The organism is Serratia sp. Ser99 (assembly GCF_024519545.1).
In the GTDB taxonomy this organism is placed as follows: domain Bacteria; phylum Pseudomonadota; class Gammaproteobacteria; order Enterobacterales; family Enterobacteriaceae; genus Serratia; species Serratia liquefaciens.
The window spans coordinates 510,198-536,915 of sequence record NZ_JALJRT010000001.1; the positions used below are offsets into that span (position 1 = coordinate 510,198).

At 54.7% G+C, this 26,718-nt stretch carries 21 protein-coding genes; 19 read left to right on the forward strand and 2 right to left on the reverse strand.

Going from position 1 to position 26,718, the window contains the following annotated elements; genetic code table 11:
- The first annotated feature begins 23 nt into the window (after window positions 1–23).
- The 9 genes from ansB to lpxK all read left to right on the forward strand — a co-directional run bounded on the left by ansB (window position 24) and on the right by lpxK (window position 12,322).
- On the forward strand, window positions 24–1,070 hold the full coding sequence (gene ansB, locus NR114_RS02440; protein ID WP_256813980.1) for an L-asparaginase 2: 1,047 nt from the start codon (window positions 24–26) through the stop codon (window positions 1,068–1,070).
- A gap of 282 nt (window positions 1,071–1,352) precedes the next feature.
- The gene (gene serC, locus NR114_RS02445) at window positions 1,353–2,438 is read left to right on the forward strand and encodes a 3-phosphoserine/phosphohydroxythreonine transaminase (RefSeq protein WP_046373996.1); all 1,086 of its coding nucleotides are present in this window, start codon (window positions 1,353–1,355) and stop codon (window positions 2,436–2,438) included.
- A gap of 113 nt (window positions 2,439–2,551) precedes the next feature.
- Window positions 2,552–3,838, forward strand: a complete 1,287-nt coding sequence (aroA, locus tag NR114_RS02450; protein ID WP_020826128.1) for a 3-phosphoshikimate 1-carboxyvinyltransferase — start codon at window positions 2,552–2,554, stop codon at window positions 3,836–3,838.
- 276 nt (window positions 3,839–4,114) lie between these two features.
- A complete protein-coding gene (gene cmk, locus NR114_RS02455; RefSeq protein ID WP_020826129.1) occupies window positions 4,115–4,804 on the forward strand; it encodes a (d)CMP kinase in 690 nt (229 codons plus the stop codon).
- Between the two features lie 181 nt (window positions 4,805–4,985).
- Window positions 4,986–6,659: a 30S ribosomal protein S1 gene (rpsA, locus tag NR114_RS02460; protein ID WP_020826130.1), complete on the forward strand. Its 1,674-nt coding sequence runs from the start codon at window positions 4,986–4,988 to the stop codon at window positions 6,657–6,659.
- Window positions 6,660–6,722: 63 nt separating this feature from the next.
- Window positions 6,723–7,007 (forward strand): integration host factor subunit beta, encoded by a 285-nt coding sequence (ihfB, locus tag NR114_RS02465; protein ID WP_004942652.1) that lies wholly within the window; start codon window positions 6,723–6,725, stop codon window positions 7,005–7,007.
- A 286-nt stretch (window positions 7,008–7,293) separates the two neighbouring features.
- Window positions 7,294–9,558: a ComEC family protein gene (locus NR114_RS02470; protein ID WP_256814039.1), complete on the forward strand. Its 2,265-nt coding sequence runs from the start codon at window positions 7,294–7,296 to the stop codon at window positions 9,556–9,558.
- A 35-nt stretch (window positions 9,559–9,593) separates the two neighbouring features.
- Window positions 9,594–11,342 carry a lipid A ABC transporter ATP-binding protein/permease MsbA gene (msbA, locus tag NR114_RS02475; RefSeq protein WP_020826133.1) on the forward strand — a complete coding sequence of 583 codons (1,749 nt, stop codon included), beginning with the start codon at window positions 9,594–9,596 and terminating at the stop codon, window positions 11,340–11,342.
- Complete coding sequence (lpxK, locus tag NR114_RS02480; RefSeq protein ID WP_116690813.1) at window positions 11,342–12,322, forward strand: tetraacyldisaccharide 4'-kinase; 981 nt, start codon at window positions 11,342–11,344, stop codon at window positions 12,320–12,322. Before msbA ends, lpxK begins: the two co-directional genes overlap by 1 nt.
- 1 nt (window position 12,323) lies before the next feature.
- Here lpxK and NR114_RS02485 read toward each other — a convergent pair whose 3' ends face one another.
- Window positions 12,324–13,730: a VOC family protein gene (locus NR114_RS02485; RefSeq protein ID WP_020826135.1), complete on the reverse strand. Its 1,407-nt coding sequence runs from the start codon at window positions 13,728–13,730 to the stop codon at window positions 12,324–12,326.
- A gap of 527 nt (window positions 13,731–14,257) precedes the next feature.
- Here NR114_RS02485 and NR114_RS02490 point away from each other — a divergent pair.
- The 6 genes from NR114_RS02490 to NR114_RS02515 all read left to right on the forward strand — a co-directional run bounded on the left by NR114_RS02490 (window position 14,258) and on the right by NR114_RS02515 (window position 18,511).
- A complete protein-coding gene (locus NR114_RS02490; protein WP_020826136.1) occupies window positions 14,258–14,467 on the forward strand; it encodes a cold-shock protein in 210 nt (69 codons plus the stop codon).
- 221 nt (window positions 14,468–14,688) lie between these two features.
- The gene (locus tag NR114_RS02495; RefSeq protein WP_006320799.1) at window positions 14,689–14,910 is read left to right on the forward strand and encodes a cold-shock protein; all 222 of its coding nucleotides are present in this window, start codon (window positions 14,689–14,691) and stop codon (window positions 14,908–14,910) included.
- Between the two features lie 109 nt (window positions 14,911–15,019).
- Window positions 15,020–16,246 carry a winged helix-turn-helix domain-containing protein gene (locus NR114_RS02500; protein WP_234529622.1) on the forward strand — a complete coding sequence of 409 codons (1,227 nt, stop codon included), beginning with the start codon at window positions 15,020–15,022 and terminating at the stop codon, window positions 16,244–16,246.
- A 290-nt stretch (window positions 16,247–16,536) separates the two neighbouring features.
- A complete protein-coding gene (locus NR114_RS02505; protein WP_006320791.1) occupies window positions 16,537–16,719 on the forward strand; it encodes a Trm112 family protein in 183 nt (60 codons plus the stop codon).
- Entirely contained in the window at window positions 16,716–17,465 is a 750-nt protein-coding gene (gene kdsB / locus NR114_RS02510) for a 3-deoxy-manno-octulosonate cytidylyltransferase (protein WP_020826139.1), read from the forward strand. Before NR114_RS02505 ends, kdsB begins: the two co-directional genes overlap by 4 nt.
- Window positions 17,466–17,614: 149 nt before the next feature.
- A complete protein-coding gene (locus NR114_RS02515) occupies window positions 17,615–18,511 on the forward strand; it encodes a YcbJ family phosphotransferase (protein ID WP_129940236.1) in 897 nt (298 codons plus the stop codon).
- Window positions 18,512–18,517: 6 nt separating this feature from the next.
- Here NR114_RS02515 and elyC read toward each other — a convergent pair whose 3' ends face one another.
- Window positions 18,518–19,291, reverse strand: a complete 774-nt coding sequence (gene elyC, locus NR114_RS02520) for an envelope biogenesis factor ElyC (protein ID WP_020826141.1) — start codon at window positions 19,289–19,291, stop codon at window positions 18,518–18,520.
- Between the two features lie 151 nt (window positions 19,292–19,442).
- Between elyC and cmoM the strand changes: the two genes are divergently transcribed.
- Genes cmoM through mukB form a run of 4 tightly spaced genes read left to right on the forward strand, consistent with a single transcriptional unit; the run spans window position 19,443 to window position 26,704 of the window.
- Complete coding sequence (cmoM, locus tag NR114_RS02525; protein WP_020826142.1) at window positions 19,443–20,228, forward strand: tRNA uridine 5-oxyacetic acid(34) methyltransferase CmoM; 786 nt, start codon at window positions 19,443–19,445, stop codon at window positions 20,226–20,228.
- The gene (gene mukF, locus NR114_RS02530) at window positions 20,225–21,547 is read left to right on the forward strand and encodes a chromosome partition protein MukF (protein WP_020826143.1); all 1,323 of its coding nucleotides are present in this window, start codon (window positions 20,225–20,227) and stop codon (window positions 21,545–21,547) included. Before cmoM ends, mukF begins: the two co-directional genes overlap by 4 nt.
- On the forward strand, window positions 21,528–22,256 hold the full coding sequence (mukE, locus tag NR114_RS02535) for a chromosome partition protein MukE (protein ID WP_041414390.1): 729 nt from the start codon (window positions 21,528–21,530) through the stop codon (window positions 22,254–22,256). The genes mukF and mukE overlap by 20 nt, the downstream gene beginning before the upstream one ends.
- Entirely contained in the window at window positions 22,253–26,704 is a 4,452-nt protein-coding gene (mukB, locus tag NR114_RS02540; RefSeq protein ID WP_020826145.1) for a chromosome partition protein MukB, read from the forward strand. The genes mukE and mukB overlap by 4 nt, the downstream gene beginning before the upstream one ends.
- The last annotated feature ends 14 nt before the right edge of the window (window positions 26,705–26,718 follow it).

Genomic DNA, 26,718 nt, shown 5'->3' on the forward strand with positions numbered 1-26,718 from the left:
GTTATCTATCATGGAGAAACTCAATGAAATCAGTGAAACTCAGCGCCGTGGCGCTACTGTTGGCGGGTGCAAGCGGTTCGGCGTTGGCTTTGCCTACCATTACCTTGTTGGCGAGCGGCGGCACCATTGCTGGCGGTGGCGAATCGGCGACGAAATCCAACTATACGGCGGGGAAACTGGGCGTTGACGCTTTAGTGAGTGCCGTGCCTGAGCTAAAAAACCTCGCCAACGTGCAGGGCGAGCAGGTGGTGAACATCGGGTCGCAGGACATGAACGATGAGGTGTGGCTGAAGCTGGCGAAGAAAATCAACGCCGACTGCGCCAAAACGGATGGCTTTGTCGTTACCCACGGCACAGATACGCTGGAAGAGACCGCCTATTTTCTGGATCTCACGGTCAAATGTGACAAACCGGTGGTGATCGTCGGGGCAATGCGCCCGGCAACGGCGATGAGCGCTGATGGTCCGTTCAATCTGTACAACGCAGTGGTGACGGCGGCAGATCCGCAATCGGCGAAACGCGGGGTGTTGGTGGCGATGAACGACAGCGTGTTGGATGCACGCGATGTGACAAAAACCAATACTACGTCGGTGCAGACTTTCCAGTCGCCTAACTTCGGCCCGCTTGGTTACATCCACAACGGCAAGGTTGATTACCAGCGTGCGCCGCAGCGCAAGCACACCACCGAGACCCCGTTTGACGTGTCCAGCCTGACAGCGTTGCCGAAGGTGGGCATTATCTACAATTACGCCAATGCATCCGATGCTCCTGCGAAGGCTTTGATCGCCGAAGGGTATCAAGGCATCGTCAGTGCCGGGGTCGGTAACGGCAACCTGTATAGAACGGTGTTCGATACGCTGGCGACGGCCGCACATAACGGTGTCGCCGTGGTGCGTTCTTCCAGAGTGCCCACCGGCTCCACCACCGAAGACGCTGAAGTGGACGACGCGAAGTTCGGCTTTGTCGCTGCCGGTACGCTGAACCCGCAGAAGGCGCGGATCCTGCTTCAACTGGCGTTGACGCAGACCAAGGACGCCAAACAGATCCAGCAGATGTTCAATCAATACTGAGTGCATTTTCCTCATTCGGGGGCCCTGGAGCCCCCTAGCCATGTTGGCTGAATACAGCATAAAAAACCGCGTTAACCCACTGAATTGGCCACCTTCACAGCGTTTTATTGCAGAAAATACCGGTGATTTGGCAGAGCCTGTTATCGTCACGTTCAAGGCTTTCCCGGCATCGGGCGAATAACCATTGCAGGCGGGGGGCGTGAGTGATAAAACCGATGGGTTACTTCGGGCGTATTTCGGTAGGCCAGTATCATTGGCGAATAGTGAATGTGGTGAGGGGAAATGACTCAGGTTTATAATTTTAGCTCTGGCCCGGCAATGCTGCCGGTTGAAGTGTTGCGTCGTGCAGAACAGGAGCTGTGCAACTGGCACGGCCTCGGTACCTCGGTGATGGAAATTAGCCATCGCAGTAAAGAGTTTATCGAAGTTGCCCAGCAGTCCGAGCAGGATCTGCGCGATCTGCTGAAGATCCCCTCCAATTATAAAGTGCTGTTCTGCCACGGTGGCGCTCGCGCACAGTTTGCTGCGTTGCCGTTGAACCTGCTGGGTGACAAAACCACCGCGGACTATATCGACGGCGGTTACTGGGCGCACAGCGCCATCACCGAAGCGCAAAAATACTGCTCGCCAAACACCATTGACGTGAAAACCAACGTCGACGGCCTGATCGGCATCAAACCGATGAAAGAGTGGCAGTTAAGCGATGACGCGGCCTATGTGCACTATTGCCCGAATGAAACCATCGACGGCGTAGCTATCGATGAGTTACCTGACTTTGGCGATAAAGTGGTGATTGGCGATTACTCCTCCACCATTCTGTCGGGTCCGCTGGACGTCAGCCGTTTCGGCGTGATTTACGCCGGTGCGCAGAAAAACATTGGGCCGGCCGGGCTGACCCTGGTGATCGTGCGTGAAGATCTGCTGGGCAAAGCGCGTCGCGAAGTCCCGTCCATCCTCGATTACACCGTACTGGCCGAAAACGATTCCATGTTCAACACGCCGCCGACCTTTGCCTGGTACCTGTCCGGCCTGGTGTTCAAATGGCTGAAAGAGCAGGGCGGCCTGGTAGAGATGCACAAACGCAATCAGGCCAAGGCCGAATTGCTGTACGCGACCATCGACAGCTCTGACTTCTACCGTAGCCGGGTGGCGCATGCCAACCGCTCCTGGATGAACGTGCCGTTCCAACTGGCGGATTCTGCGCTGGATAAAGTCTTCCTCAGCGAAGCAGAAGCCATTGGCCTGCAGGCGTTAAAAGGTCACCGGGTGGTTGGCGGCATGCGTGCTTCTATTTACAATGCAATGCCGTTGGCCGGGGTGAAGACCTTAACCGACTTTATGGTCGACTTCGAACGTCGTCACGGTTAAGTCCGGCGCCTGCCGTGAGCAGGTAGCCTTCGCTGTTGTCCTTTTGCGTTAAAGCGGCTCCGGCATTATCCCGGGGCCGTTTCGTTTATCAGATTTTGGAGATTTTTGTTCACATGGTGGATTCCCTGACGTTACAACCGGTTGCCTTGGTCAATGGCACCGTCAACTTACCTGGCTCCAAGAGCGTGTCCAACCGTGCTCTGCTGCTGGCTGCGCTGGCGGAGGGGACGACGACGCTGACCAATCTGCTGGACAGCGATGACGTGCGCCATATGCTGAATGCGCTACAGGCATTAGGGGTGAGTTACCAACTGTCAGACGATCGTACCACCTGTACAGTCGAAGGTGTTGCCGGCCCGCTGGTGGCTAACCAACCGCTTGAGCTGTTCCTGGGCAATGCCGGCACCGCGATGCGCCCTTTGGCGGCGGCGCTGTGCCTGGGCAGCAATGATGTGGTGTTGACCGGCGAACCGCGGATGAAAGAGCGCCCAATCGGTCATCTGGTGGATGCCCTGCGTCAGGGTGGCGCGCAGATTGATTATCTGGAGCAGACCGATTACCCGCCATTGCGCCTGCGCGGTGGCTTCCAGGGCGGTGATGTGACCGTGGACGGCAGCGTATCCAGTCAGTTTCTGACCGCATTGCTGATGACGGCACCGCTGGCCAAACAGGACACCCATATCCATATCAAGGGCGAGCTGGTTTCCAAGCCGTACATTGATATCACCCTGCATCTGATGCGCACCTTCGGCGTTGAAGTCAGCCACGACAACTATCGCGTGTTCCACATTAGCGGTAGCCAAACCTATCGCTCACCGGGTGATTATCTGGTGGAAGGGGATGCCTCTTCCGCGTCTTATTTCCTGGCGGCGGCGGCGATTAAAGGCGGTACTGTCCGCGTTACCGGCATTGGTAAAAAAAGCGTTCAGGGCGACACCAAGTTTGCCGACGTGCTGGAAAAAATGGGCGCACGTATTACCTGGGGCGATGACTATATTGAATGCAGCCGCGGTGAACTGCGCGGTATCGACATGGACATGAACCATATTCCTGATGCGGCAATGACCATCGCAACCGCAGCCCTGTTTGCCGAAGGCCCGACCACCATCCGCAATATCTACAACTGGCGGGTCAAAGAGACCGATCGCCTGGCGGCGATGGCGACGGAGCTGCGTAAAGTGGGGGCTGAGGTGGATGAAGGGGAAGACTACATTCACGTGGTGCCACCGGCCAAGCTGAAATTTGCCGATATCGGCACCTATAATGATCACCGTATGGCGATGTGCTTCTCGCTGGTGGCGTTATCGGACACCCCAGTGACCATTCTCGATCCGAAATGTACCGCGAAAACCTTCCCGGATTACTTCGAACAGCTGGCGCGCATCAGTCAATTGGCATAATTCCGCAGTCAGATGCTTTTTTTAAGGCCCTTAATTGGGCCTTTATCGTTTTTAACGCCCGCAGGCTACGGGCGTCCACTATACTTTTGCGCGGACGTACGCTTATTTTCAACAACCAGACAGTTCCAGGGTAACAGTTAGTCGTTTGGCAGCGTATAATGCGCCACCGTGACTGCCCCGACTGGGCAGGCGGCAGGGACGCTTTTAATTATGCTTTCGCATTGTGCTGACGGCAGGTTATGTCCCTGTGAGGTTTTCTACCTGAAGGAGAGAGAAATGACGGCTACAGCTCCGGTGATAACCGTTGATGGACCAAGTGGCGCAGGCAAAGGTACTTTGTGTAAGGCGCTGGCCGAATCCCTTGGTTGGCGTTTGCTGGATTCCGGTGCGATCTATCGCGTACTGGCACTGGCGGCACTGCATCATCAGGTTGATATCACTTCTGAGGAGGCGCTGGTTCCCCTGGCCGCACATCTCGATGTTCGCTTTGTTGCCGAAGGTGGCAAACTGCAGGTGATTTTGGAAGGTGAGGATGTCAGCAATGAAATCCGCACTGAAACCGTCGGCAATACCGCTTCGCAGGCAGCGGCTTTTCCGCGCGTGCGTGAAGCCTTGTTGCGGCGCCAGCGTGCATTCCGCGAGGCCCCGGGCCTGATTGCCGATGGGCGCGACATGGGCACCGTGGTATTCCCCGATGCGCCGGTAAAAATTTTCCTGGATGCCAGTTCTGAAGAGCGTGCGCACCGCCGCATGCTACAGTTGCAGGAAAAGGGCTTTAATGTTAACTTTGAACGTCTTTTAGCCGAGATAAAGGAACGGGACGACCGTGACCGTAATCGGCCTATCGCGCCACTGGTGCCGGCCTCCGACGCCCTCGTGCTGGATTCAACCAGCATGTCGATCGACGAAGTCATCCAGCGTGCGCTGACATATGCACATGAAGTTTTAGCGTTGCCGCAGCAGTAAGCGCGGCGGCGTTATTGGCTTTTTGTCATATTTGTCATGGCAGTATCGAACTATATCGGGTAAAATTTTACCCCTGTAACCTAAACCCTGTCGGCATGGAGCCAATGGCGGGGTATGTGAAACAACCCCATTCGGCGGGATGCTAAATGGACGTTAAACTATAGAACCCTGAAGATTAAACATGACTGAATCTTTCGCTCAACTCTTTGAAGAATCCCTGAAAACAATCGAAACCCGTCCGGGTTCCATCGTTCGTGGCGTTGTAGTTGCTATCGACAAAGACGTAGTACTGGTTGACGCCGGTCTGAAATCTGAGTCTGCCATCCCGGCTGAGCAATTCAAAAACGCACAGGGCGAGCTGGAAATCCAGGTAGGCGACGAAGTTGATGTTGCGCTGGACGCTGTTGAAGATGGCTTCGGTGAAACTCTGCTGTCCCGTGAGAAAGCTAAGCGTCACGAAGCTTGGATCACGCTGGAAAAAGCTTACGAAGAAGCTGAAACTGTCGTCGGTGTTATCAACGGCAAAGTTAAGGGTGGCTTCACTGTAGAGCTGAACGGTATTCGTGCGTTCCTGCCAGGTTCCCTGGTTGACGTGCGTCCAGTACGTGACACTCTGCACCTGGAAGGCAAAGAGCTTGAGTTCAAAGTCATCAAGCTGGACCAGAAACGCAACAACGTTGTAGTTTCTCGCCGTGCAGTTATCGAATCAGAGAACAGCGCAGAACGTGATCAACTGCTGGAAAACCTGCAGGAAGGCATGGAAGTTAAAGGTATCGTTAAGAACCTCACTGACTACGGTGCATTCGTTGATCTGGGCGGCGTAGACGGCCTGCTGCACATCACTGATATGGCTTGGAAACGCGTTAAGCATCCGAGCGAAATCGTCAACGTTGGCGACGAAATCACTGTTAAAGTGCTGAAGTTCGACCGCGAGCGTACTCGTGTTTCCCTGGGCCTGAAGCAACTGGGCGAAGATCCATGGGTCGCTATCGCGAAACGTTACCCAGAAGGCACCAAGCTGACTGGTCGTGTAACCAACCTGACTGATTACGGCTGCTTCGTAGAAATCGAAGAAGGCGTTGAAGGCCTGGTACACGTTTCTGAAATGGATTGGACCAACAAAAACATCCATCCGTCCAAAGTTGTTAACGTGGGCGATGTAGTGGAAGTTATGGTTCTGGACATCGATGAAGAGCGTCGTCGTATCTCCCTGGGTCTGAAGCAGTGCAAAAACAACCCATGGCAGCAGTTTGCAGAAACCCACAACAAGGGCGACCGCGTTGAAGGTAAAATCAAGTCTATCACTGACTTCGGTATCTTCATCGGCCTGGACGGCGGCATCGACGGCCTGGTTCACCTGTCTGACATCTCCTGGAACGTTGCAGGCGAAGAAGCAGTTCGTGAATACAAGAAAGGCGACGAAATCGCAGCGGTTGTTCTGCAAGTTGACGCAGAGCGCGAGCGTATCTCCCTGGGCGTGAAGCAACTGGCTGAAGACCCGTTCAATAACTACCTGTCTATGAACAAGAAAGGTACTATTGTTACTGGTAAAGTCACTGCAGTTGACGCCAAAGGTGCTACAGTTGAATTAGCAGGCGGCGTAGAAGGTTACCTGCGTGCATCTGAAGCCTCTCGCGACCGCATTGAAGATGCAACTCTGGTTCTGAATGTGGGTGACGACGTTGAAGCTAAATTCACCGGCGTTGACCGTAAGAACCGCGTAGTAAGCCTGTCCGTACGTGCTAAGGACGAAGCTGACGAGAAAGACGCAATCGCTACTGTTAACAACAAACAGGAAGAGAGCAACTTCTCTAACGCTATGGCTGAAGCTTTCAAAGCGGCTAAAGGCGAGTAATGACGGGGGGCGGTTTTTTAATCGCCCCGATACGGTAGTTTAGCTGCAAAGCTTGGAGGAACTATGACCAAGTCTGAACTTATTGAAAGACTTGCTGGCCAGCAATCTCATGTACCGGCGAAAGCCGTTGAGGATGCAGTGAAAGAGATGCTAGAACATATGGCTGCTACGTTAGCCGATGGTGAACGCATTGAGATCCGCGGATTCGGCAGTTTTTCTCTTCACTACCGTGCTCCGCGTGTGGGTCGCAACCCGAAAACTGGTGATAAAGTTGAGTTGGACGGCAAGTACGTTCCTCACTTCAAGCCAGGCAAAGAGCTGCGTGACCGCGCCAATATCTATGGTTAGTCACTGACTTCCATAGAGTTGTTGCTTGTACTGAAATATAAAACGGCGCCCCCAGGGCGCCGTTTTTTTTGGCCTGAACGCTGAGATTGACAGGTTGATTCTGCACTTTTCTGCTTGCTAGGTCGCAACATGTTGCTCCTGAAGGTAACGGTCATCGTTATTGTGCGGCGCCTCGCGCACGTCGTTAGATTATGGCTGGTGGAACCTGGTCTTGATGTGAACAATCCCGTGATGTTGGCGGCTTGAATAGCTGCCCCAAACCGGGAGAAACCCTATCAAGACCTCGCTGGATTTGGCGATTATCGCGATTATCTGCGGCACTCTGCCCCTGCTTTTCATGCCGCATCTGCCTGACGCACGAATAATGCTATGCGTCACTCTGCCCATCTGTTGTTACCTGTGGCGCAGGGGCTCCCTTTACCGATTTATGGCATGGGGGGCTTTGGGTTTTCTGTGGGCGATATTCACTGCCGGAAACCTGGTCGACCAAATCAACCGCCTGAGCCAGGGGCCTGTAGTACATGCCGTGGTCGAAGTTAGCAGCATTGCGCTTGCGGCTACGGCACGCAAGCAGACGGTAATGCATATAGAACAGATTAATGGCAGATGGTTGGTGCCATCCATTGCGTTTTCCACACTGTGGCAACCCAAAGAGCAACCTTTGTGCGCCGGACAGCGCTGGCAGATGCAACTGCGCCTGCGGCCTGTACACGGCAATTTAAATGAAGGGGGCTTCGACAGCCAACGTTGGGCTATCTCGCAGCGTCAACCATTAACGGCACAGGTAAAGAGCGCCACACTTTTGGATCCCGCCTGTAGCTGGCGACAGCGTATTATCCGCCATGCCGAAAACAATATTGGTACGGTTCGTTATCAGGCCGTTTTACTGGCTTTGGCATTTGGTGAACGCGGGGCACTAGAGCCTTCACTGCGTTCGCTGATGTTAAAAACTGGTATTGCTCACCTGATGGCCATTTCAGGGTTACATGTGGCGATGGTGGCCATTTTGATTTGGTCTTTGCTGCGGGTAATCCAGTTTTGGTTACCTGCCCACCGAATCGGCTACCGTTTCCCTCTGGTGATCAGTTGGCTCGGTGCATTGGGTTATATCTGGTTGGCTGGCGCACACCCACCGGCGGTAAGAACCGGCCTGGCGTTGACCCTCTGGATGCTGCTACGCATACGGGGCATTCATTGTTCCTCTTGGCAAGTTTGGTTGTGGTGTATCGGCTTGATACTGATTTGCGATCCGCTGGCAGTGTTGTCCGACAGCTTTTGGCTCTCGGCGACGGCGGTGTTGTGCCTGATATTTTGGTTTGAATGGGTCCCCCTCAGTCCCCGTTTTCGCGTGGGATGGTATTGGGCACCGCTGCGTTGGCTGCATATTCAGTTTGGTATCACATTGTTGCTGGTGCCGATGCAAGCAGGCTTGTTTCTTGGCCTCAGTATGACCTCAATAGCGGCCAATCTTTGGGCCGTACCCTTGGTTTCCCTGGTGACGGTTCCGCTGATACTTCTCGCCGTGGTACTGGGGATTTTCCCTCCGTTGAGTACCGGGTTGTGGTGGGCAGCAGACCTCACGCTGGCGTGGGTTTTCACACCATTACACTACCTGCAGAACGGGTGGCTTGACCTTGGCGCAGCATCGCTGGTTGTCAGCATTATGGGCTGGTTGATGGTGATTTTCTGGCGCTTTCATTGGTGGCTGCGCTATGTCTCGGTGCTGGTAACGCTGGCAGTGTGCTGCCTGCTGTGGCGCGAGAAAGCCCCGTCATATCGCTGGCGCGTAGATATGCTCGATATTGGTCATGGCTTGGCCATGGTGGTTGAAAAGAATGGCCGTGCGATATTGTACGATACTGGACCCCGTTGGGAGACGGGCAGTGCGGCCACGCGCAATATCGTCCCCTTTCTTAAATGGCGTGGGCTGCCGGTGGATCAAATCGTCATTAGCCACGATCATTTGGACCATATCGGTGGTCTTGAGGAATTGCAGCAGGCATTCCCGCTGGCGACGGTGAGAAGTCCGCGGCTTGGCGCTGGCCACTTACCCTGCGTCGCGGGGGAAAGTTGGCAATGGCAATCGCTGCAATTCCAGGTGCTGTGGCCACCGAAAGCAGTAAAGACCGCGGGAAATGACGACTCGTGCGTCATACGTATCGATGATGGCAAATACAGCCTGCTGCTGACCGGTGATGCGGAAAAAAGGTCGGAGACTCAGCTGGTACGATATCAGCGAAATATGTTGCGAGCGACAATATTGCAAGTTCCTCACCATGGCAGTAAAACGTCATCCACTCCGCCATTTTTACGTGCTGTAGCGCCGGAGGCGGCAATAGCTTCCGCATCGCGTTACAATAAATGGCGATTACCTGCGGTTAAAGTCGTCGCCAGATATCGGGAAAATGGCATCATATGGCGCGATACATCGCGCTCCGGTCAGTTATCCGTACTTTTTTTCGACAACGATTGGCAAATTAAAGGCTTTCGTGAGCAAATAATGCCCCGTTGGTACCATCAGCGGTTTGGCGTAGAGGGTGATAATGAGTAAAATGGGCCGCTATTTCTTCCGATGCTGGTATTTGCATGATGAATGATAAAGATCTCTCCACCTGGCAGACTTTCCGTCGCCTCTGGCCGATGATCACACCTTTTAAGACCGGGCTGATCGTGGCCGCCATTGCGTTGGTAATGAACGCAGCCAGCGACGCCTTTATGCTGTCTTTGCTTAAACCTTTATTGGATGACGGTTTTGGGAAAACGGAAAGCAGTATCCTGCTGTGGATGCCATTGGCCGTTATTGGCCTCATGGTGGTGCGCGGGGCGACGGGCTTTGTTTCCAGCTATTGCATTTCATGGGTTTCCGGCATGGTGGTGATGCACATGCGTCGTCGTCTGTTTGGCCACATGATGAGAATGCCGGTGTCCTTCTTCGATCAGCAATCTACCGGTACATTACTGTCTCGCATCACTTATGATTCCGAGCAGGTCGCTTCATCCTCGTCCAGTGCACTGGTGACCGTGGTGCGTGAAGGGGCGTCGATCATCGCGCTGTTCACCATGATGTTCTATTACAGCTGGCAGCTTTCGGTGATCCTGATCGTCCTGGCTCCTATTGTCTCTATTGCGATCCGCATCGTTTCCAAGCGCTTCCGTAATATCAGTAAAAACATGCAGAACACCATGGGGCAGGTGACGACCAGCGCCGAGCAAATGCTGAAGGGCCACAAGGAAGTTCTGATTTTTGGCGGCCAGCAGGTTGAAACCGATCGCTTCAATTCGGTCAGCAATCGCATGCGTCAACAGGGTATGAAGTTAGTTTCCGCTTCCTCAATCTCTGACCCTATCATTCAGTTGATCGCTTCGTTGGCTCTGGCCTTTGTTCTGTACGCGGCCAGCTTCCCAAGCGTGATGGAAACCCTGACTGCCGGTACCATCACCGTGGTGTTCTCTTCGATGATCGCTCTGATGCGTCCGCTGAAGTCACTGACTAACGTCAACGCGCAGTTCCAGCGTGGGATGGCCGCGTGCCAGACCTTGTTCTCGATTCTGGACATGGAGCAGGAAAAAGACACCGGTACCCGCGAAGTGACTCGTGCGAAAGGCGACATCGAATTCCGCAATGTTACTTTCTACTATCCAGGCAAAGAAACCCCAGCGCTGCGTGATATCAATCTGAGCATTTCAGAAGGTAAAACGGTGGCGTTGGTGGGCCGTTCAGGATCGGGCAAGTCGACCATCGCCAATTTGCTGACCCGGTTCTATGACGTTCAGGAAGGCGAGATCCTGATGGATGGTCACGATCTGCGCGAATACACGCTTGCGTCGTTGCGCGATCAGGTAGCTCTGGTTTCGCAAAATGTGCATTTATTCAATGACACCATCGCCAACAACATCGCTTACGCGCGTGAGGAACGCTACAGCCGCGAAGAGATAGAGAAGGCCGCGCGCATGGCTTACGCCATGGATTTCATTGAGAAAATGGACAATGGTCTGGATACGGTAATTGGCGAGAATGGCGTAATGCTTTCCGGCGGTCAGCGCCAGCGTATCGCCATCGCCCGTGCCTTGCTGCGTGATTGCCCGATTCTGATCCTCGATGAAGCCACCTCGGCACTGGACACCGAATCAGAGCGTGCTATTCAGGCCGCACTGGATGAGTTGCAGAAAAACCGTACTTCATTAGTGATTGCGCACCGTCTGTCGACGATTGAGAAAGCCGATGAAATCCTTGTGGTTGAGGATGGCCGTATCGTCGAGCGTGGCGAGCATGCCGTATTGATCGAAAAGCAGGGCGCCTATGCCCAGCTGCACCGTATGCAGTTTGGTCAATAATGATCGAACGCATCTGGTCAGGCAGTTCGCTGGTTTATTTGCTGTTATTACCGCTGTCCTGGCTGTATGGCTTGGTCAGCGGACTGATTCGGCTCAGCTACCGTTGCGGCCTGCGTAAAAGCTGGCGTGCGCCGGTACCGGTAGTAGTGGTGGGAAATCTCACCGCTGGCGGCAATGGCAAAACCCCGATGGTGATCTGGCTGGTGGAGCAGTTGCAGCAGCGTGGTTACCGGGTGGGTGTCGTTTCGCGCGGTTATGGCGGTAAAGCAGAGGCGTATCCGCTGTTACTCAATGCGAGTACTACTACCCGGCAGGCCGGGGATGAGCCGGTTCTGATATATCAACGTACCGCCGCGCCGGTTGCCATCTCGCCGAACCGTGCCGAAGCGGTTCAGGCGCTGCTTAAGCAGCACCGACTTGATATTGTGATTACCGATGACGGTTTGCAGCATTACGCCTTACAGCGCGATTTTGAATTGGTCGTGATTGATGGTGTACGCCGCTTCGGTAATGGTTGGTGGTTGCCTGCGGGCCCGATGCGCGAACGCGTTTCGCGTTTGAACAGCGTTGATGCATTGATCACCAACGGTGGCGTGGCGCAACCGGGTGAAATTGCCATGCGATTGCAGGCGCGCGAAGCGGTGAATGTTGCCACTGGCGAACGCCGGCCCGCGGTTGAATTGCTGCATGTGGTGGCGATGGCCGGCATTGGCCATCCGCCGCGCTTCTTCGCCACGCTGGAAAAGCTGGGTGTGGACGTTGAAAGAGAAGTGGCGTTTGCCGATCATCAGGAATACCAACATGACCCGCTGGCGGCGCTGGTAACCCCTGGACAAACGCTGCTGATGACTGAAAAAGATGCGGTCAAATGCCGGGCCTTTGCCCAGCCTAACTGGTGGTATTTACCGGTTGATGCGGTACTTCCCCCCGATCAGGCTGAGCAACTGCTGCAAAACATCGAAGCCCTGCTGAAGCAATAATTCAAACCGCTAGCGCGTGCAGCCCCAAGGCTTGCGCGCAGGCGTCTATCGAGCGCTGCTGTGTTTGCTGATACAGCGATAGCTCATCGATCACCTCGGCTCCCAAAGCCAGTTCAAACGCCGCTTTGCTTGACGTTGCGTTGTATTGCGCATGGCTGGTATCGCCGAGATTCGACTGGAAAATACCCGCGGCACTGACCGGCAAGAAATCTTCATACACCAATGGCTGGAAGCGGATATATTCCTTGGCAATCAACTGTTCCAGCGTGCTGTGCTGATCCAATGAGTCTTTGGCTGCCAGCCCGCATTCGGTCGGGAAATAGCGGAACCAGGCCAACTGCTGCTCTCGCAGGGTGGCATAATCATCCGGAAACGCCTGAAAATTTTGCGCCAGCAGTTGATTGTAGCGATCTGCGTTTTTCTCGTTGGGCGGTGCCTGCAGTGCATCGTTGGTAGCCTGCAGCAGACGATCGTAGAGTGCGCGGCCTTTCGTCGTCAACGCAACGCCGCGCTGTTCTATTTCACCGAAGCGGGCAGTATGGTGCCCGTGAACGGCGCTGCCGTCATGCTCAACGAAATCGACGTTTTCCTCCAGCGCTTTAAAGCTGGTTTGGCGCAGCAGGATAGGGCGGCGACGCGGCGGTGGCCCTTCAATCACCGCTTTGGGAGTGATGCCCCGGCCAGGCATTGCCTGTTGAACCAGGTCGATATTAAGGGTGCGCGGCGTCAGGTGGTTAATGTGCGGGCCTTTGAACGCGACCACGTCAGCAATCAAACGGTGTTGGTCGTGCAACTGCTGATATTCGGCTGCGCTGACCGTCGCCCGGCTGTGCCAACGGAAGGTTTCCAGCGCTTGCTCGACAAATTCGTCGGCCTGGTTCTCGTCCAACCCTCCCTGGGCTTCTTGTAAGGCGATCAGCTCCAGTGCGCGCTCGGTAAATATTCTACGACGCGCCAACAGTTGTTGCGCCAGTTGACGTAGTTCCGGATTATCAATCAGCTCTAGTCGCAAGAGCGAAGTGAACACGCGAAAGGGGCTGATTTGCAGCGCGTCTTCATGCACCGCACGAAATGCGGTGGAGTGGACCGGAACGCCTGCCACGGCCAGATCGTAATAACCGACCGGGGACATGCCCATAACATTAAACAGCCGCCGCAGGGTCGCCAGTTCTTGCTCAGTTCCCACCCGGATAGCGCCGTGACGCTCCATGGCCAGTCGTTCGATTTCGCCGGTAATTTGTAATTGATGAGCCAATGCGGCATCTTCGCGCAGGACCTGTCTGTTAGTTTCCGCTACCAGTTCGAGCAAATCGCCGTACAGAGGTACCTCTTTTTGGTACATCTCTGACATGGCGTGGGAGAATCTGGCGCGGATTTCATTCGGTGAGACGAACTGCTGGGCGGTCATGCGCATAGCTCCTTAATTCAGTATAATCTGAAAAATTATATTTTTGACGGCATAAGTGCTGGCTGAAAGGCCATCTGCCTTGTTTTCACCTCAAGTTTAGCCATGTCGAATGGGTTTTGTTATAGCTTGGGCAAGCATATTAGATTTTTATGCGTTAGCTCTCATTTGAACAGCACAGGGCGGTAACATTGGCCGTCCAGAAGGCAATAACGCCAAGATTTTTACATAAAAAAAGATAAATTAACTCATGCACAATCATAGACATAAAAACAAATTCGAAGTAATGATAAAAATAAGGCAATAAACCTCTTGTGCAAAGAATAGATTTATGAGTAAATGCAAGTCGGCCTGTGATACAGACCTATTTATGTTCGAGTATAGAGTTAAGCAGTTCCTCCAAAAACGTTATCATCTGATTCCGCTTCAAAGACGAACCTTCTAAGTACCTCCCATAAGTAATGTTTCTAAAAACGGCCTAAATTGCCTTATGGCAGGTTTTGTATATATATTTAAAAGGTAAATGTGTAATGTCTAAGAAGACTGGTCAGGTGAAGTGGTTCAACGAAAGCAAAGGTTTTGGTTTTATTGAACAGAACGACGGTGGAAAAGATGTATTCGTACATTTCTCTGCAATCGCGACCGACGGTTTCAAAACTCTGGCTGAAGGCCAGCGTGTTGAGTATACCATCCAGGACAGCCCGCGCGGGCCGGCTGCCGCTAACGTTGTTGCTCTGTAAGAAAACAGGGAATAGCGTAAAACGATCTTAATACAACCATGATGATGCGTTAATGCTGATTCATTGCGGAAGATATTAAGTTCAACAAGCCCGCCGTAGTGCGGGTTTTTTATTTTTTGCTCACGAGAGGTTTGTTACGAAAAACTTTAGGATGGGCTGGTAGCGTCCAACAATAATAAAAATGACGTTGTTAAGGATGCTCAAGTAAAAGGATATAAGTTATGTTTAAAAATACTGTGTTACAAATGGGCCGTGTGAAATGGTTTGATCAGGCCGCAGGCTATGGCTTTATTTCACCGGTAGACGGTAGCGACGAAATCTATGTAAGCCGTCGTTCTATTGCCAATACTAAAAATAAATCATTAAACGAAGGTCAGAACGTCGAGTTCTCGATCTATCGCAGCTCCCACGGGCTGTCAGCGGCAGACGTTATCGCGTTCTGACCCATCCCTTCCTCGCCAGTGCCGGTGCCGCCACCCCAAGCACTGGCGAAGATAAATTCCCCGATATCCACTATTATCAAGCGATTGTTCAATCACTTCGGATATCAGGATGAACACCCCCGTTATTTCTCTTACTGCCGCCCGTGCGCTCCACCTTGCCGCACAGGGGTTGTTAACCCCGATAAAACGTAAAGCCAAGCCCGACGATGTGGTTGCCGCCATTCAGCGTATGGGCCTCCTGCAAATCGATACCATCAGCGTTGTCGCTCGCAGCCCCTATTTGGTGCTGTTCAGCCGCTTGGGTGATTATCAGCCCGAATGGCTGGAACAGGCGCTGGCCGGTAGACAGTTGTTCGAGTACTGGGCACATGAAGCCTGCTTTTTACCCATTGAAGATTTTGGCCTGCTGCGACATCGTATGCTGCAGCCGCAGGGTATGGGCTGGAAGTATTCCGAAGAGTGGATGCAGGACCATCGCACCGCAATTGATGCACTGCTGCAACATATTGAAGCCACTGGCCCCGTACGTTCGGCGGATTTTAGCGCCGAGAAGAAAGGGAACAGCGGTTGGTGGGATTGGAAGCCGGAAAAGCGGCATCTTGAGATCCTGTTTACCGCCGGCAAACTTATGGTGGCTGAGCGACGCAACTTCCACCGCGTTTATGATCTTACGGAAAGGCTAATGCCCCATTGGGATGATAGTCGACACGGGCTGGCGGCCGATCATGCGCGGCATGAGATGCTGACGCGTACCTGTCGCTTCCTGGGGATATTCAAGGCTGAATGGCTGGCAGATTACTACCGACTGAAGCGAGTAGCGCCGAAGGCACTCTTGGCCGGGTTGCAGCAGCAGGGAGAAGTGCTGCCGGTGTTGATCGACGGATTGGAGGGGGAGTTTTACGTACACCATTCGCTAGCCGAAGAACTGCACCTGGCGGAGCAAGGTAAGCTGAAATCAAGCGTAACCACTCTGCTTTCTCCCTTCGATCCAGTGGTTTGGGATCGCCGCCGCGCCCTGGAGTTGTTCGATTTCGATTACCGGTTGGAGTGTTACACGCCAAAAGAAAAACGGCAGTATGGCTATTTCACCCTTCCCGTGTTGCAACGTGGAGAACTGATTGGTCGCATTGATGCAAAAATGCATCGTCGGCAGGGTATATTTGAAATCATCAGTTTCCATCCGCAGACCAAGGTTCGCTTTGGTAAACAGCGTATGCAGGACATTCGGCAAGCCATCACCCGTAGTGCAAAATGGCACGGTGCAAATCAGGTTATTTTGGGTGATATTCCGGCACCGCTGGCGACCGAATGGCGCGAGGGTTGGGAAGTGGAATAACGAACGGCGTTGTCGGCGTGGGTAAAACGAATTCCAGCGCCGCTCGTTACAAGGGGGTGGCCTCAGTTGCTGAAGTTGGCAAACATGGCGATGATCTTATGAATACGTTTGATCATGAGAAATATCTTTTTGTGATCTGAGTCACAAAATTCTACGCCTGTGCCATTGCCAGTTCAATCCCTGCAGCAGATTAAAACGCAACAACAAGGCAGCCGGTGATTAACCTGGCGCATAGCGTTGTGCTATCCTCATCCACTTTCCTTACGTAAGATCTCCACCCTGGAGGAAGCATGGACCACCGTTTACTCGAAATCGTTGCCTGTCCGGTCTGCAACGGTAAGCTCTATTTCAACAAAGAAAACCAGGAACTGGTGTGTAAAGTGGATGGCCTGGCCTACCCGCTGCGTGATGGCATTCCGGTTCTGCTGGAAAATGAGGCGCGGGCGCTTTCATTGGATGAGAAACACGCATGAGTTTCATCGCTATTATTCCAGCTCGTTATGCTTCAACCCGTTTGCCTGGGAAACCACTGGCCGATATTCACGGTAAGCCGATGGTGGTGCACGTCATGGAACGTGCGCGCGAGTCCGGTGCCAGCCGCGTCATTGTGGCGACCGACCACCCAGCCGTCGCCGAAGCGGTGAAAGCGGCCGGTGGTGAAGTTTGCATGACCCGGGCCGATCACAATTCGGGCACCGAACGTTTGGCTGAAGTGATCGAGCATTATGGCTTTAATGATGACGAAATCATCGTTAACGTTCAGGGTGATGAGCCTCTTATCCCTCCGGTCATAGTACGGCAGGTGGCTGAAAACCTGGCGGGCAGCCAGGCTGGTATGGCTACCTTGGCAGTGCCGATCGACAGTGCGGAAGAAGCCTTCAACCCCAATGCAGTTAAGGTGGTTATGGATGCGCAGGGCTATGCGCTCTACTTTTCGCGCGCCACCATTCCGTGGGATCGTGAACGTTTCGCCCAATCCAAAGAGAGCATCGGCGACAGCCTGTTGCGGCATATTGGCATTTACGCCTATCGCGCCGGCTTTGTACGCCGTTATGTCACTTGGGCGCCAAGCCAACTGGAACAAATTGAGTTGCTGGAGCAGTTGCGGGTGCTGTGGTACGGCGAAAAAATCCACGTGGCGGTTGCCAAGGCAATGCCGAGCGTGGGGGTTGATACGCCGGAAGACTTGCAGCGTGTCCGTGACAGCATGAAAAGCTGATCATTGAACGCCGGTGCGCCACACGGCGCGCCGGCGGCATTATCATTTCCCTTCTTATATCCCCATTTTGTTGATCTGCGTTGAAGAATTTATCTGCTTAGCGTTCGATGATAGCTGCGTCTCTTCCTATCTCTTGAGGCTATTTCCTTATGGAGCAGTTACGCGCTGAACTGAGTATTGTGCTGGGTGAGTCTATCAGCCGACTGGAACGCGTCAGCGAGCAGCCTTATGCACACATGTATTCACTGTACGACCAACAGGGGCACGCTATTCCGCTGATGGCGAAAAGCTTTGTCTGCCAAGGGATTGCCCAGCAGGAGGCCTATAAGCTGTCGATGCTGGCGCGCGAAGGCGATATTCGTTTGCCGACGGTGTATGGCGTGGTCTATTCCCAGCAATCACCCTATAAAGAGATCTTGCTGATAGAACGTTTGCGGGGCGTATCCGCGGAAGCGCCGACGCGCACACCGGATCGCTGGAATTCGTTGATGGAACAGGTGGTCGACGGCGTATTAGCCTGGCACCGTATCGACAGCCACGGCTGCGTCGGCACGGTCGACAGCACTCAGGAAAACGACTGGTTCTGCTGGTATCAACAGCGGGTGGAAGTGCTGTGGTCAACGGTCAGCAACCTTAATTCGCCGCAGCTGACGATGGCAGACCGTCGCTTGCTGTATCGCACACGTGAAGCATTGACCCATTTTTTTGTCGGATTTGACGATCCCTGCGTGCTGGTGCACGGCAACTTGTCGCTACGCAGTATGTTAAAAGACCCCAAAAGCGATCAATTACTGGCGATGTTGAACCCTGGAATGATGCTGTGGGCGCCACGGGAATATGAGCTTTTCAGGCTGTGTGAGGCAGGAATGCCCAGTCAGTTGCTGTTTTATTATTTGCAACGTGCGCCGGTGGCGGAATCTTTCCTGGTGCGGCGCTGGTTGTATGTGGTGTGGGAGGCGGTGGGGCGGTTGATTCATACCGGCAAGCTGGATCGGCAACCGTTTGATTATGCTTCCAAACAGCTGCTGCCCTGGCTTGCCGGTTAAGCTTGTTTAGTCGACAGAAACCTCATCGGCCCCTTTAAGCCATTGCCATAGGCTGCCGAGCGTTTCATACCAGGCGCGTTCGCTGTGGCCAAGGAACATAGCCGATGGCACCACGCGATCCCAGATATTCAAACGTGAGCTGATGGCCAATTGGTTGGCCGGTGCCGGGATAGGGTGCAGCCCCTTGGCTTCAAAGAAACGCATCGCCCGTGGCAAATGGTTAGCCGAGGTCACCAGAATAAAGGGCTGTTGCCCGACCAGCTTCGACACCTGCAACGCCTCTTGCTCGGTATCCATCGGGCGATCCAACAGTACCATGTCGCTGCCTGGCACCCCCAGGCTTTCCGCTACCTTCGCCGCCGTCGCCGCGTTACTCAGAGTATTGGGGCCTCCGGCTCCGGTGAACACCATTTTTGCGCCGGGATGCGCGAGATACAGGCGCACGCCTTCCGTGACGCGTGGCAGGCTGTTACCGATCAGGTTGGAACTGGGGGCCCAATCGGGATTAAAGGTATAGCCGCCCCCCAGCACCACGATATACTTTACCGGGTCAGTGCCGCGATAGGTGACATACTCCGATTCGATTGGGCGTAGCAGCCTGTCGGCCACCGGCTGCAGGCTGAAAAGCAGTAAAAACAGCCAGCTCACCGTCAAAATGACCCTGCCGCTTTTTTGCCAACGGGTGAACCACAGCAGCAACAGCGCCAGTCCCATCAACAGCAGCAGCGCAGGTAACGGCATTAAAATGGCGCCAATGAACTTTTTCAGGTTAAACAGCATCAAAAATCAGGTCCTTTTGGGCGAAAAAACGACATCCGGGCACATTCAGGCCGCAAGAAGATTCATTCTAAGCCAGTCTGTGCCAAAATAGCAGGTTTGAATGGGCTGGCGCTTTGCCCCCAACAGAATAAGATCAGCGGAGCCGTTGTCCATGCAGGATCGCAATTTTGACGATATTGCTGAAAAGTTTGCGCGTAATATTTACGGCACCACCAAAGGGAAAATCCGTCAGGCGGTAGTCTGGCAGGATCTGACCACGCTGTTGGCCCAGTTGCCGCAGCGGCCGCTGCGCATTCTGGATGCCGGCGGCGGCGAAGGCCATATGGCCTGCCAATTGGCAGAATTAGGACATCAGGTGTTGTTGTGCGATCTTTCTGGTGAGATGATCCAACGCGCCGCATTACTGGCTGAGCAGAAAGGTGTGAGCCAGAACATGCAATTCATACAAAGTTCAGCACAGGATATTGGCCAACATTTGGAACAGCCGGTTGATCTGGTATTGTTTCATGCTGTGCTTGAATGGATTGCCGAACCTGAAGCGGCACTGCGGGCGTTGTTCGACTGCCTGCTGCCAGGTGGCGCACTGTCATTGATGTTCTTTAATGCCAATGGCCTCTTGATGCGTAACGTGGTGTTGGGTAATTTCCAACTGGTGAACCCCGAGGTCAGAAGGCGCAGAAAGCGTTCGTTGTCACCGCAATATCCACATAGTCCGCCGCAGGTATACGGCTGGCTGGAACAATTGGGCATGCGCATCAGCGGGAAAACCGGCGTGCGGGTGTTCCACGATTACCTGCAAAGCAGGCAGTTACAGACGCAAAAATTTGAAGAGTTACTGGCGCTTGAACAGCACTATTGCCGGCAGGAGCCGTACGTGAGTTTGGGGCGCTATATTCACGTCATGGCGCATAAACCAAACCTGAAGGACGAACTATGAGTGAATTTTCCCAGACAGTACCCGAACTGGTCGCCTGGGCACGGAAAAATGATTTCTCTATTTCGCTCCCTACGGAGCGTCTCGCGTTTTTGCTTGCTATCGCCACATTGAACGGCGAGCGGCTGGACGGCGAGATGAGCGAAGGTGAGCTGGTTGATGCATTTCGCCATGTCAGCAAGGGTTTCGAACAGACGCATGAAACGGTGGCGGTCCGCGCCAACAATGCGATTAACGACATGGTGCGCCAGCGCCTGTTAAACCGCTTCACCAGCGAACTGGCGGACGGTAACGCAATTTACCGTTTGACGCCGCTGGGGATCGGCATTACCGATTACTATATTCGTCAGCGCGAATTCTCCACGCTGCGTCTGTCGATGCAGCTGTCGATCGTGGCGCAGGAGCTGAAACGCGCCGCCGACGCCGCCGAAGAGGGCGGTGACGATTTCCACTGGCACCGCAACGTATTTGCCCCGCTGAAATATTCGGTAGCGGAAATCTTCGACAGCATCGACATGACCCAACGGGTGATGGATGAACAGCAGCAGGGCGTAAAAGATGATATCGCCGCGCTGCTGAACCAGGACTGGCGGGCAGCCATTTCCAGCTGTGAGATGCTGCTGTCCGAAACCTCAGGCACCCTGCGTGAACTGCAGGATACTCTGGAGGCGGCAGGCGACAAGCTGCAGGCCAACCTGCTGCGCATTCAGGATGCTACACTGGGTGGCGCGGAGCTGGGCTTCGTCGATAAGCTGGTGTTCGACTTGCAAAGCAAGCTCGACCGCATCATCAGTTGGGGCCAGCAGGCGATCGACCTGTGGATTGGCTACGACCGCCACGTGCACAAATTTATCCGTACCGCGATCGACATGGACAAGAACCGGGTGTTCGCTCAGCGTTTGCGCCAGTCGGTGCAGAACTATTTCGACAATCCATGGACACTGACCCATGCCAACGCCGATCGCCTGCTGGATATGCGTGACGAAGAGCTGGCCTTGCGCAGCGAGGAAGTGACCGGGGAATTGCCGCCGGATCTGGAATTCGAGGAGTTCAGCGAAATTCGCGAGCAGCTGGCGGCCATGATCGAACAGGCGTTGAAGATTTATCAGGAACAACAGATGCCGCTCAATTTAGGGGCGGTGATGCGCGATTATCTGGCGCAATATCCGCGTGCCCGTCATTTCGATGTGGCACGTATAGTGGTCGACCAGGCAGTGCGCCTTGGTGTGGCTGAAGCAGATTTTTCAGGGTTGCCGGCACAATGGCAGGCAATCAATGATTACGGAGCCAAGGTCCAGGCCCATGTCATCGACAAATATTGAACAAGTAATGCCAGTCAAGCTGGCCAAGGCATTGTCTAACGCGCTGTTCCCTGCGCTGGACAGCCATCTGCGCGCAGGTCGTCACATCGGTATCGATGAGCTGGACAACCACGCCTTCTTAATGGATTTCCAGGATGAACTGGAAGAGTTTTACGCCCGCTACAGCGTGGAGTTGATCCGCGCGCCGGAAGGGTTCTTCTATCTGCGTCCGCGCTCCACTACCCTGATCCCGCGTTCGGTTTTATCCGAGCTGGACATGATGGTGGGGAAAATCCTGTGCTATCTCTACCTCAGCCCGGAGCGTCTGGCGCATGAGGGGATTTTCAGCCATCAGGAGCTGTACGACGAGTTGCTGAGCCTGGCAGACGAAACCAAATTGCTGAAGTTCGTTAATCAGCGCTCTACCGGTTCGGATCTCGATCGCCAGAAGCTGCACGAAAAAGTGCGCACTTCACTGAACCGCCTGCGTCGTCTGGGCATGATCTACTTCATGGGCAATGACAGCAGCAAGTTCCGCATCACCGAAGCGGTGTTCCGCTTTGGCGCCGATGTGCGCAGCGGTGACGATCCGCGTGAAGCACAGTTACGTATGATCCGTGACGGCGAAGCGATGCCGGTTGAAAACAGCCTGTCGCTGACTGATGAAAGCGATGCTGAAGATTCGCAGCTTGATACCACACCGGACAGTGCAGAGGATGAACAGGAATGATTGAACGCGGTAAATTTCGCTCGCTGACGCTGGTCAACTGGAACGGCTTCTTCGCCCGCACCTTTGATCTCGATGAGTTGGTGACCACGCTGTCCGGCGGTAACGGGGCAGGGAAATCCACCACCATGGCGGCTTTCGTCACTGCGCTTATCCCCGACTTGACGCTGTTGCACTTTCGTAACACCACCGAAGCCGGCGCCACCAGCGGCTCGCGCGACAAGGGCCTGCACGGTAAGCTGCGTGCCGGGGTGTGTTATTCCACTCTCGATGTGATCAACTCACGCCACCAGCGTGTCGTGGTGGGCGTGCGCCTGCAACAGGTGGCCGGCCGTGACCGTAAAGTGGACATCAAGCCATTCACCATCCAGGGCCTGCCAACGGCAGTACAGCCGACCGAACTTTTGACCCAAACGGTGGGCGAGCGCCAGGCGCGCGTACTGACACTGCAGGAGTTGAAAGAGCGCGTTGAAGAGATGGAAGGCGTGCAGTTCAAGCAATTCAACTCCATCACCGACTACCACTCATTAATGTTCGATCTGGGCGTGATCCCGAAACGCTTGCGTTCATCGTCCGATCGCAGCAAGTTCTATCGTCTGATCGAAGCTTCACTGTACGGCGGTATTTCCAGCGCCATCACCCGCTCATTGCGCGACTATCTGTTGCCGGAAAACAGCGGCGTGCGCAAGGCCTTCCAGGACATGGAAGCGGCGTTGCGTGAAAACCGCATGACGCTGGAAGCGATCCGCGTGACCCAAAGCGATCGCGATCTATTCAAGCACCTGATTTCAGAAGCCACCTCCTACGTGGCGGCGGACTATATGCGCCATGCCAATGAGCGGCGTATTCATCTGGACGGCGCGCTGGCATTACGCAGCGATCTGTTGGGCAGCCGCAAACAGCTGGCTGCTGAGCAGTATCGCCATGTCGAAATGGCACGCGAACTGGCGGAGCAGAGTGGTGCAGAATCCGATCTGGAAACGGATTATCAGGCCGCCAGCGATCACCTTAACCTGGTGCAGACGGCGATGCGCCAGCAGGAAAAGATCGAGCGCTATGAAGGCGATCTGGAAGAGCTGACCTACCGTCTTGAAGAACAGAACGAAGTGGTGGCGGAGGCCAGCGAACAGCAGGCCGAAAACGAAGCGCGCGCCGAGGCGGCCGAACTGGAAGTGGATGAGCTGAAAAGCCAACTCGCCGACTACCAGCAGGCGCTGGACGTGCAGCAGACCCGCGCCATTCAATATCAGCAAGCGTTGCAGGCGTTGGAACGTGCGCGAGCACTGTGCCAACTGCCGGAGCTGACCGCCGAAAATGCCGAACAGTGGCTGGATACCTTCCAGGCGCGCGAGCAAGAGGCGACTGAAGCCTTGCTGATGCTCGAGCAGAAACTGAGCGTGGCCGATGCCGCGCACGGTCAGTTTGAACAGGCTTATCAGCTGGTGGGGAAAATCGCCGGTCAGGTCAGCCGCAGCGAAGCCTGGCAGTGCGCGCGCGAATTGCTGCGTGACTGGCCATCGCAACAACACCTTGCCGAACGCGTACAGCCATTGCGCATGCGCCTGAGCGAGCTGGAACAACGTCTGCGCTCCCAGCAGGATGCCGAACGCCTGCTGCAGGAATTCTGCAAGCGCCATGGTCAGCAGTATCAGCCGGATGAACTCGATGCTCTGCAACAAGAGCTGGAAGAGCGTCTGGAGTCGCTGTCGCAAAGCGTCAGCGAGGCCGGCGAACGCCGGATGGAAATGCGCCAGGAACTGGAGCAAATTCAGCAACGCATTCGTGAGCTCACCACCCGCGCCCCTGTCTGGTTAGCGGCGCAGGATGCTCTGAGCCAGCTCAGCGAGCAGAGCGGCGAACCGCTGGAAAGCAGCCAGCAGGTGACTGAGTACATGCAGCAACTGCTGGAGCGCGAACGCGAAACCACCGTTGAGCGTGACGAAGTGGCTGCCAGCAAGCGTGCGGTTGAAGCGCAGATCGAACGTCTCAGCCAGCCGGGCGGGGCCGAAGACCAACGCCTGGTTACGCTGGCCGAACGTTTTGGCGGCGTGCTGCTCTCCGAAATTTACGACGATGTCACTATCGACGATGCGCCTTACTTCTCCGCATTGTATGGCCCGTCGCGTCACGCGATCGTGGTGCCGGATCTGTCGCTGGTCCGCGAAATGCTGGAAGGGTTGGAAGATTGCCCGGAAGATCTCTATCTGATCGAAGGGGATCCGCAGTCATTCGATGACAGCGTGTTCGCCGTTGAAGAGCAAGACCGAGCGGTGTTGGTGAAAACCGCCGATCGCCAATGGCGTTACTCCCGTTATCCGGAAGTGCCGCTGTTTGGTCGCGCCGCCCGCGAAAACCGCCTGGAAGTGCTGCACGCCGAGCGTGAAACGCTGGCTGAGCGTTACGCCACGCTGTCATTCGACGTGCAAAAGACCCAGCGTTCGCATCAGGCCTTCAGCCGCTTCATCGGCTCTCATCTGGCGGTGGCGTTTGACGCCGATCCGGAAGCGGAAATCCGCAGCCTCACTTCCCGTCGCGGTGAAGTAGAGCGCGCGCTGAACAACCATGAAGCGCAGAACCAGCAGCAACGCCAGCAATATGAGCAGGCGAAAGAAGGCATCTCCGCGCTTAACCGCCTGATGCCGTTGGTCTCATTGTTAAACGATGAAACCTTGCAGGATCGCGTAGAAGAAATCCGTGAAGAGCTGGAAGAGGCGCAGGATGCCGCGCGTCATATTCAGCAGCACGGCGTTTCCCTGACCAAGCTTGAGCCGTTGCTGTCGGTGCTGCAGAGCGATCCGCAGCAACATGAACAGCTGCAGCAGGATTACATCCAGGCGCAAAGCGTACAGCGTCAGGCTAAACAGCAGGCGTTTGCCTTGATCGAAGTGGTACAGCGCCGCGCGCACTTCGGTTATACCGACTCTGCCGGTATGCAAAACGCCAACAACGATTTGAACGACAAGCTGCGCCAACGTCTTGAGCACGCGGAAGCGGAACGTACCCGTGCCCGCGAGCAGTTACGTCAGTATCAGACCCAGTTTACTCAGTACAGCCAAGTGTTGGCGTCGCTGAAAAGCTCGTATGACGCCAAGCGCGACATGCTGAAAGAACTGAGCCAGGAGCTGGTCGACATTGGCGTACAGGCGGATGCCAATGCTGAAGCCCGTGCCCGTGCACGTCGTGATGAACTGCACGCCGGCCTGAGCAACAACCGCGCGCGCCGTAACCAGTTGGAAAAACAGCTGACCTTCTGCGAAGCGGAAATGGACGGCTTGCAGAAGAAACTGCGTAAGCTTGAGCGTGATTACCATCAGTTGCGTGAGCAGGTGGTGACCGCCAAGGCGGGCTGGTGCGCAGTGATGCGCATGGTGAAAGACAACGGAGTTGAGCGTCGTCTGCACCGTCGCGAACTGGCTTATATGGACGGCGACGAACTGCGCTCGATGTCGGATAAGGCGCTCGGTGCGCTGCGTCTGGCAGTATCGGATAACGAACATCTGCGTGACGTGCTGCGTCTGTCGGAAGATCCTAAGCGTCCTGAACGCAAGATCCAGTTCTATATCGCGGTGTACCAGCATTTGCGCGAGCGTATTCGTCAGGACATCATTCGTACTGATGACCCGGTCGAGGCTATCGAGCAGATGGAAATCGAGCTGGGCCGTCTGACCGAAGAACTGACCGCACGTGAGCAGAAGCTGGCGATCAGTTCCAAGAGCGTGGCGAACATCATTCGCAAAACCATCCAGCGCGAACAGAACCGTATCCGCATGCTCAACCAGGGCTTGCAGGCGGTTTCCTTCGGCCAGGTGAAAAGCGTGCGATTGAACGTCAACGTGCGAGAAGCGCATGCGACCCTGTTGGACGTGCTCTCTGAGCAGCAGGAACAGCACCAGGATCTGTTTAACAGCAACCGCCTGACCTTCTCAGAAGCGCTGGCCAAGCTGTACCAGCGCCTGAATCCGCAGATTGATATGGGCCAGCGCACGCCGCAGACCATCGGTGAAGAGCTGCTGGATTACCGTAACTACCTCGAGCTGGAAGTGGAAGTGTTCCGCGGATCCGACGGCTGGTTGCGTGCGGAGAGCGGCGCGTTGTCTACCGGTGAAGCGATCGGTACCGGGATGTCGATTCTGGTGATGGTGGTACAGAGTTGGGAAGAAGAATCTCGCCGCCTGCGCGGTAAAGATATCTCCCCATGCCGTCTGCTGTTCCTCGATGAAGCGGCTCGACTGGATGCCAAATCCATCGCGACCCTGTTTGAGCTGTGCGACCGCCTGGAAATGCAGCTGATCATCGCCGCACCGGAAAACATCAGCCCGGAAAAAGGGACCACGTATAAGCTGGTGCGTAAGGTGTTCCAGAACCATGAACACGTACACGTTGTGGGGCTGCGCGGTTTCGCTAACGAACCGCCTGCGGCACTGGGTGTCACCGCGGCTGAAACGCCGTAAGCGCAAAAAAGCCC

Coding starts and splice junctions, on each gene's coding strand:
- ansB (WP_256813980.1), top strand. CDS start 24: ATGAAATCAGTGAAACTCAGCGCCGTGGCGCTACTGTTGGCGGGTGCA.
- serC (WP_046373996.1), top strand. CDS start 1,353: ATGACTCAGGTTTATAATTTTAGCTCTGGCCCGGCAATGCTGCCGGTT.
- aroA (WP_020826128.1), top strand. CDS start 2,552: ATGGTGGATTCCCTGACGTTACAACCGGTTGCCTTGGTCAATGGCACC.
- cmk (WP_020826129.1), top strand. CDS start 4,115: ATGACGGCTACAGCTCCGGTGATAACCGTTGATGGACCAAGTGGCGCA.
- rpsA (WP_020826130.1), top strand. CDS start 4,986: ATGACTGAATCTTTCGCTCAACTCTTTGAAGAATCCCTGAAAACAATC.
- ihfB (WP_004942652.1), top strand. CDS start 6,723: ATGACCAAGTCTGAACTTATTGAAAGACTTGCTGGCCAGCAATCTCAT.
- msbA (WP_020826133.1), top strand. CDS start 9,594: ATGATGAATGATAAAGATCTCTCCACCTGGCAGACTTTCCGTCGCCTC.
- lpxK (WP_116690813.1), top strand. CDS start 11,342: ATGATCGAACGCATCTGGTCAGGCAGTTCGCTGGTTTATTTGCTGTTA.
- NR114_RS02485 (WP_020826135.1), bottom strand. CDS start 13,730: ATGACCGCCCAGCAGTTCGTCTCACCGAATGAAATCCGCGCCAGATTC.
- NR114_RS02490 (WP_020826136.1), top strand. CDS start 14,258: ATGTCTAAGAAGACTGGTCAGGTGAAGTGGTTCAACGAAAGCAAAGGT.
- NR114_RS02495 (WP_006320799.1), top strand. CDS start 14,689: ATGTTTAAAAATACTGTGTTACAAATGGGCCGTGTGAAATGGTTTGAT.
- NR114_RS02500 (WP_234529622.1), top strand. CDS start 15,020: ATGAACACCCCCGTTATTTCTCTTACTGCCGCCCGTGCGCTCCACCTT.
- NR114_RS02505 (WP_006320791.1), top strand. CDS start 16,537: ATGGACCACCGTTTACTCGAAATCGTTGCCTGTCCGGTCTGCAACGGT.
- kdsB (WP_020826139.1), top strand. CDS start 16,716: ATGAGTTTCATCGCTATTATTCCAGCTCGTTATGCTTCAACCCGTTTG.
- NR114_RS02515 (WP_129940236.1), top strand. CDS start 17,615: ATGGAGCAGTTACGCGCTGAACTGAGTATTGTGCTGGGTGAGTCTATC.
- elyC (WP_020826141.1), bottom strand. CDS start 19,291: ATGCTGTTTAACCTGAAAAAGTTCATTGGCGCCATTTTAATGCCGTTA.
- cmoM (WP_020826142.1), top strand. CDS start 19,443: ATGCAGGATCGCAATTTTGACGATATTGCTGAAAAGTTTGCGCGTAAT.
- mukF (WP_020826143.1), top strand. CDS start 20,225: ATGAGTGAATTTTCCCAGACAGTACCCGAACTGGTCGCCTGGGCACGG.
- mukE (WP_041414390.1), top strand. CDS start 21,528: ATGTCATCGACAAATATTGAACAAGTAATGCCAGTCAAGCTGGCCAAG.
- mukB (WP_020826145.1), top strand. CDS start 22,253: ATGATTGAACGCGGTAAATTTCGCTCGCTGACGCTGGTCAACTGGAAC.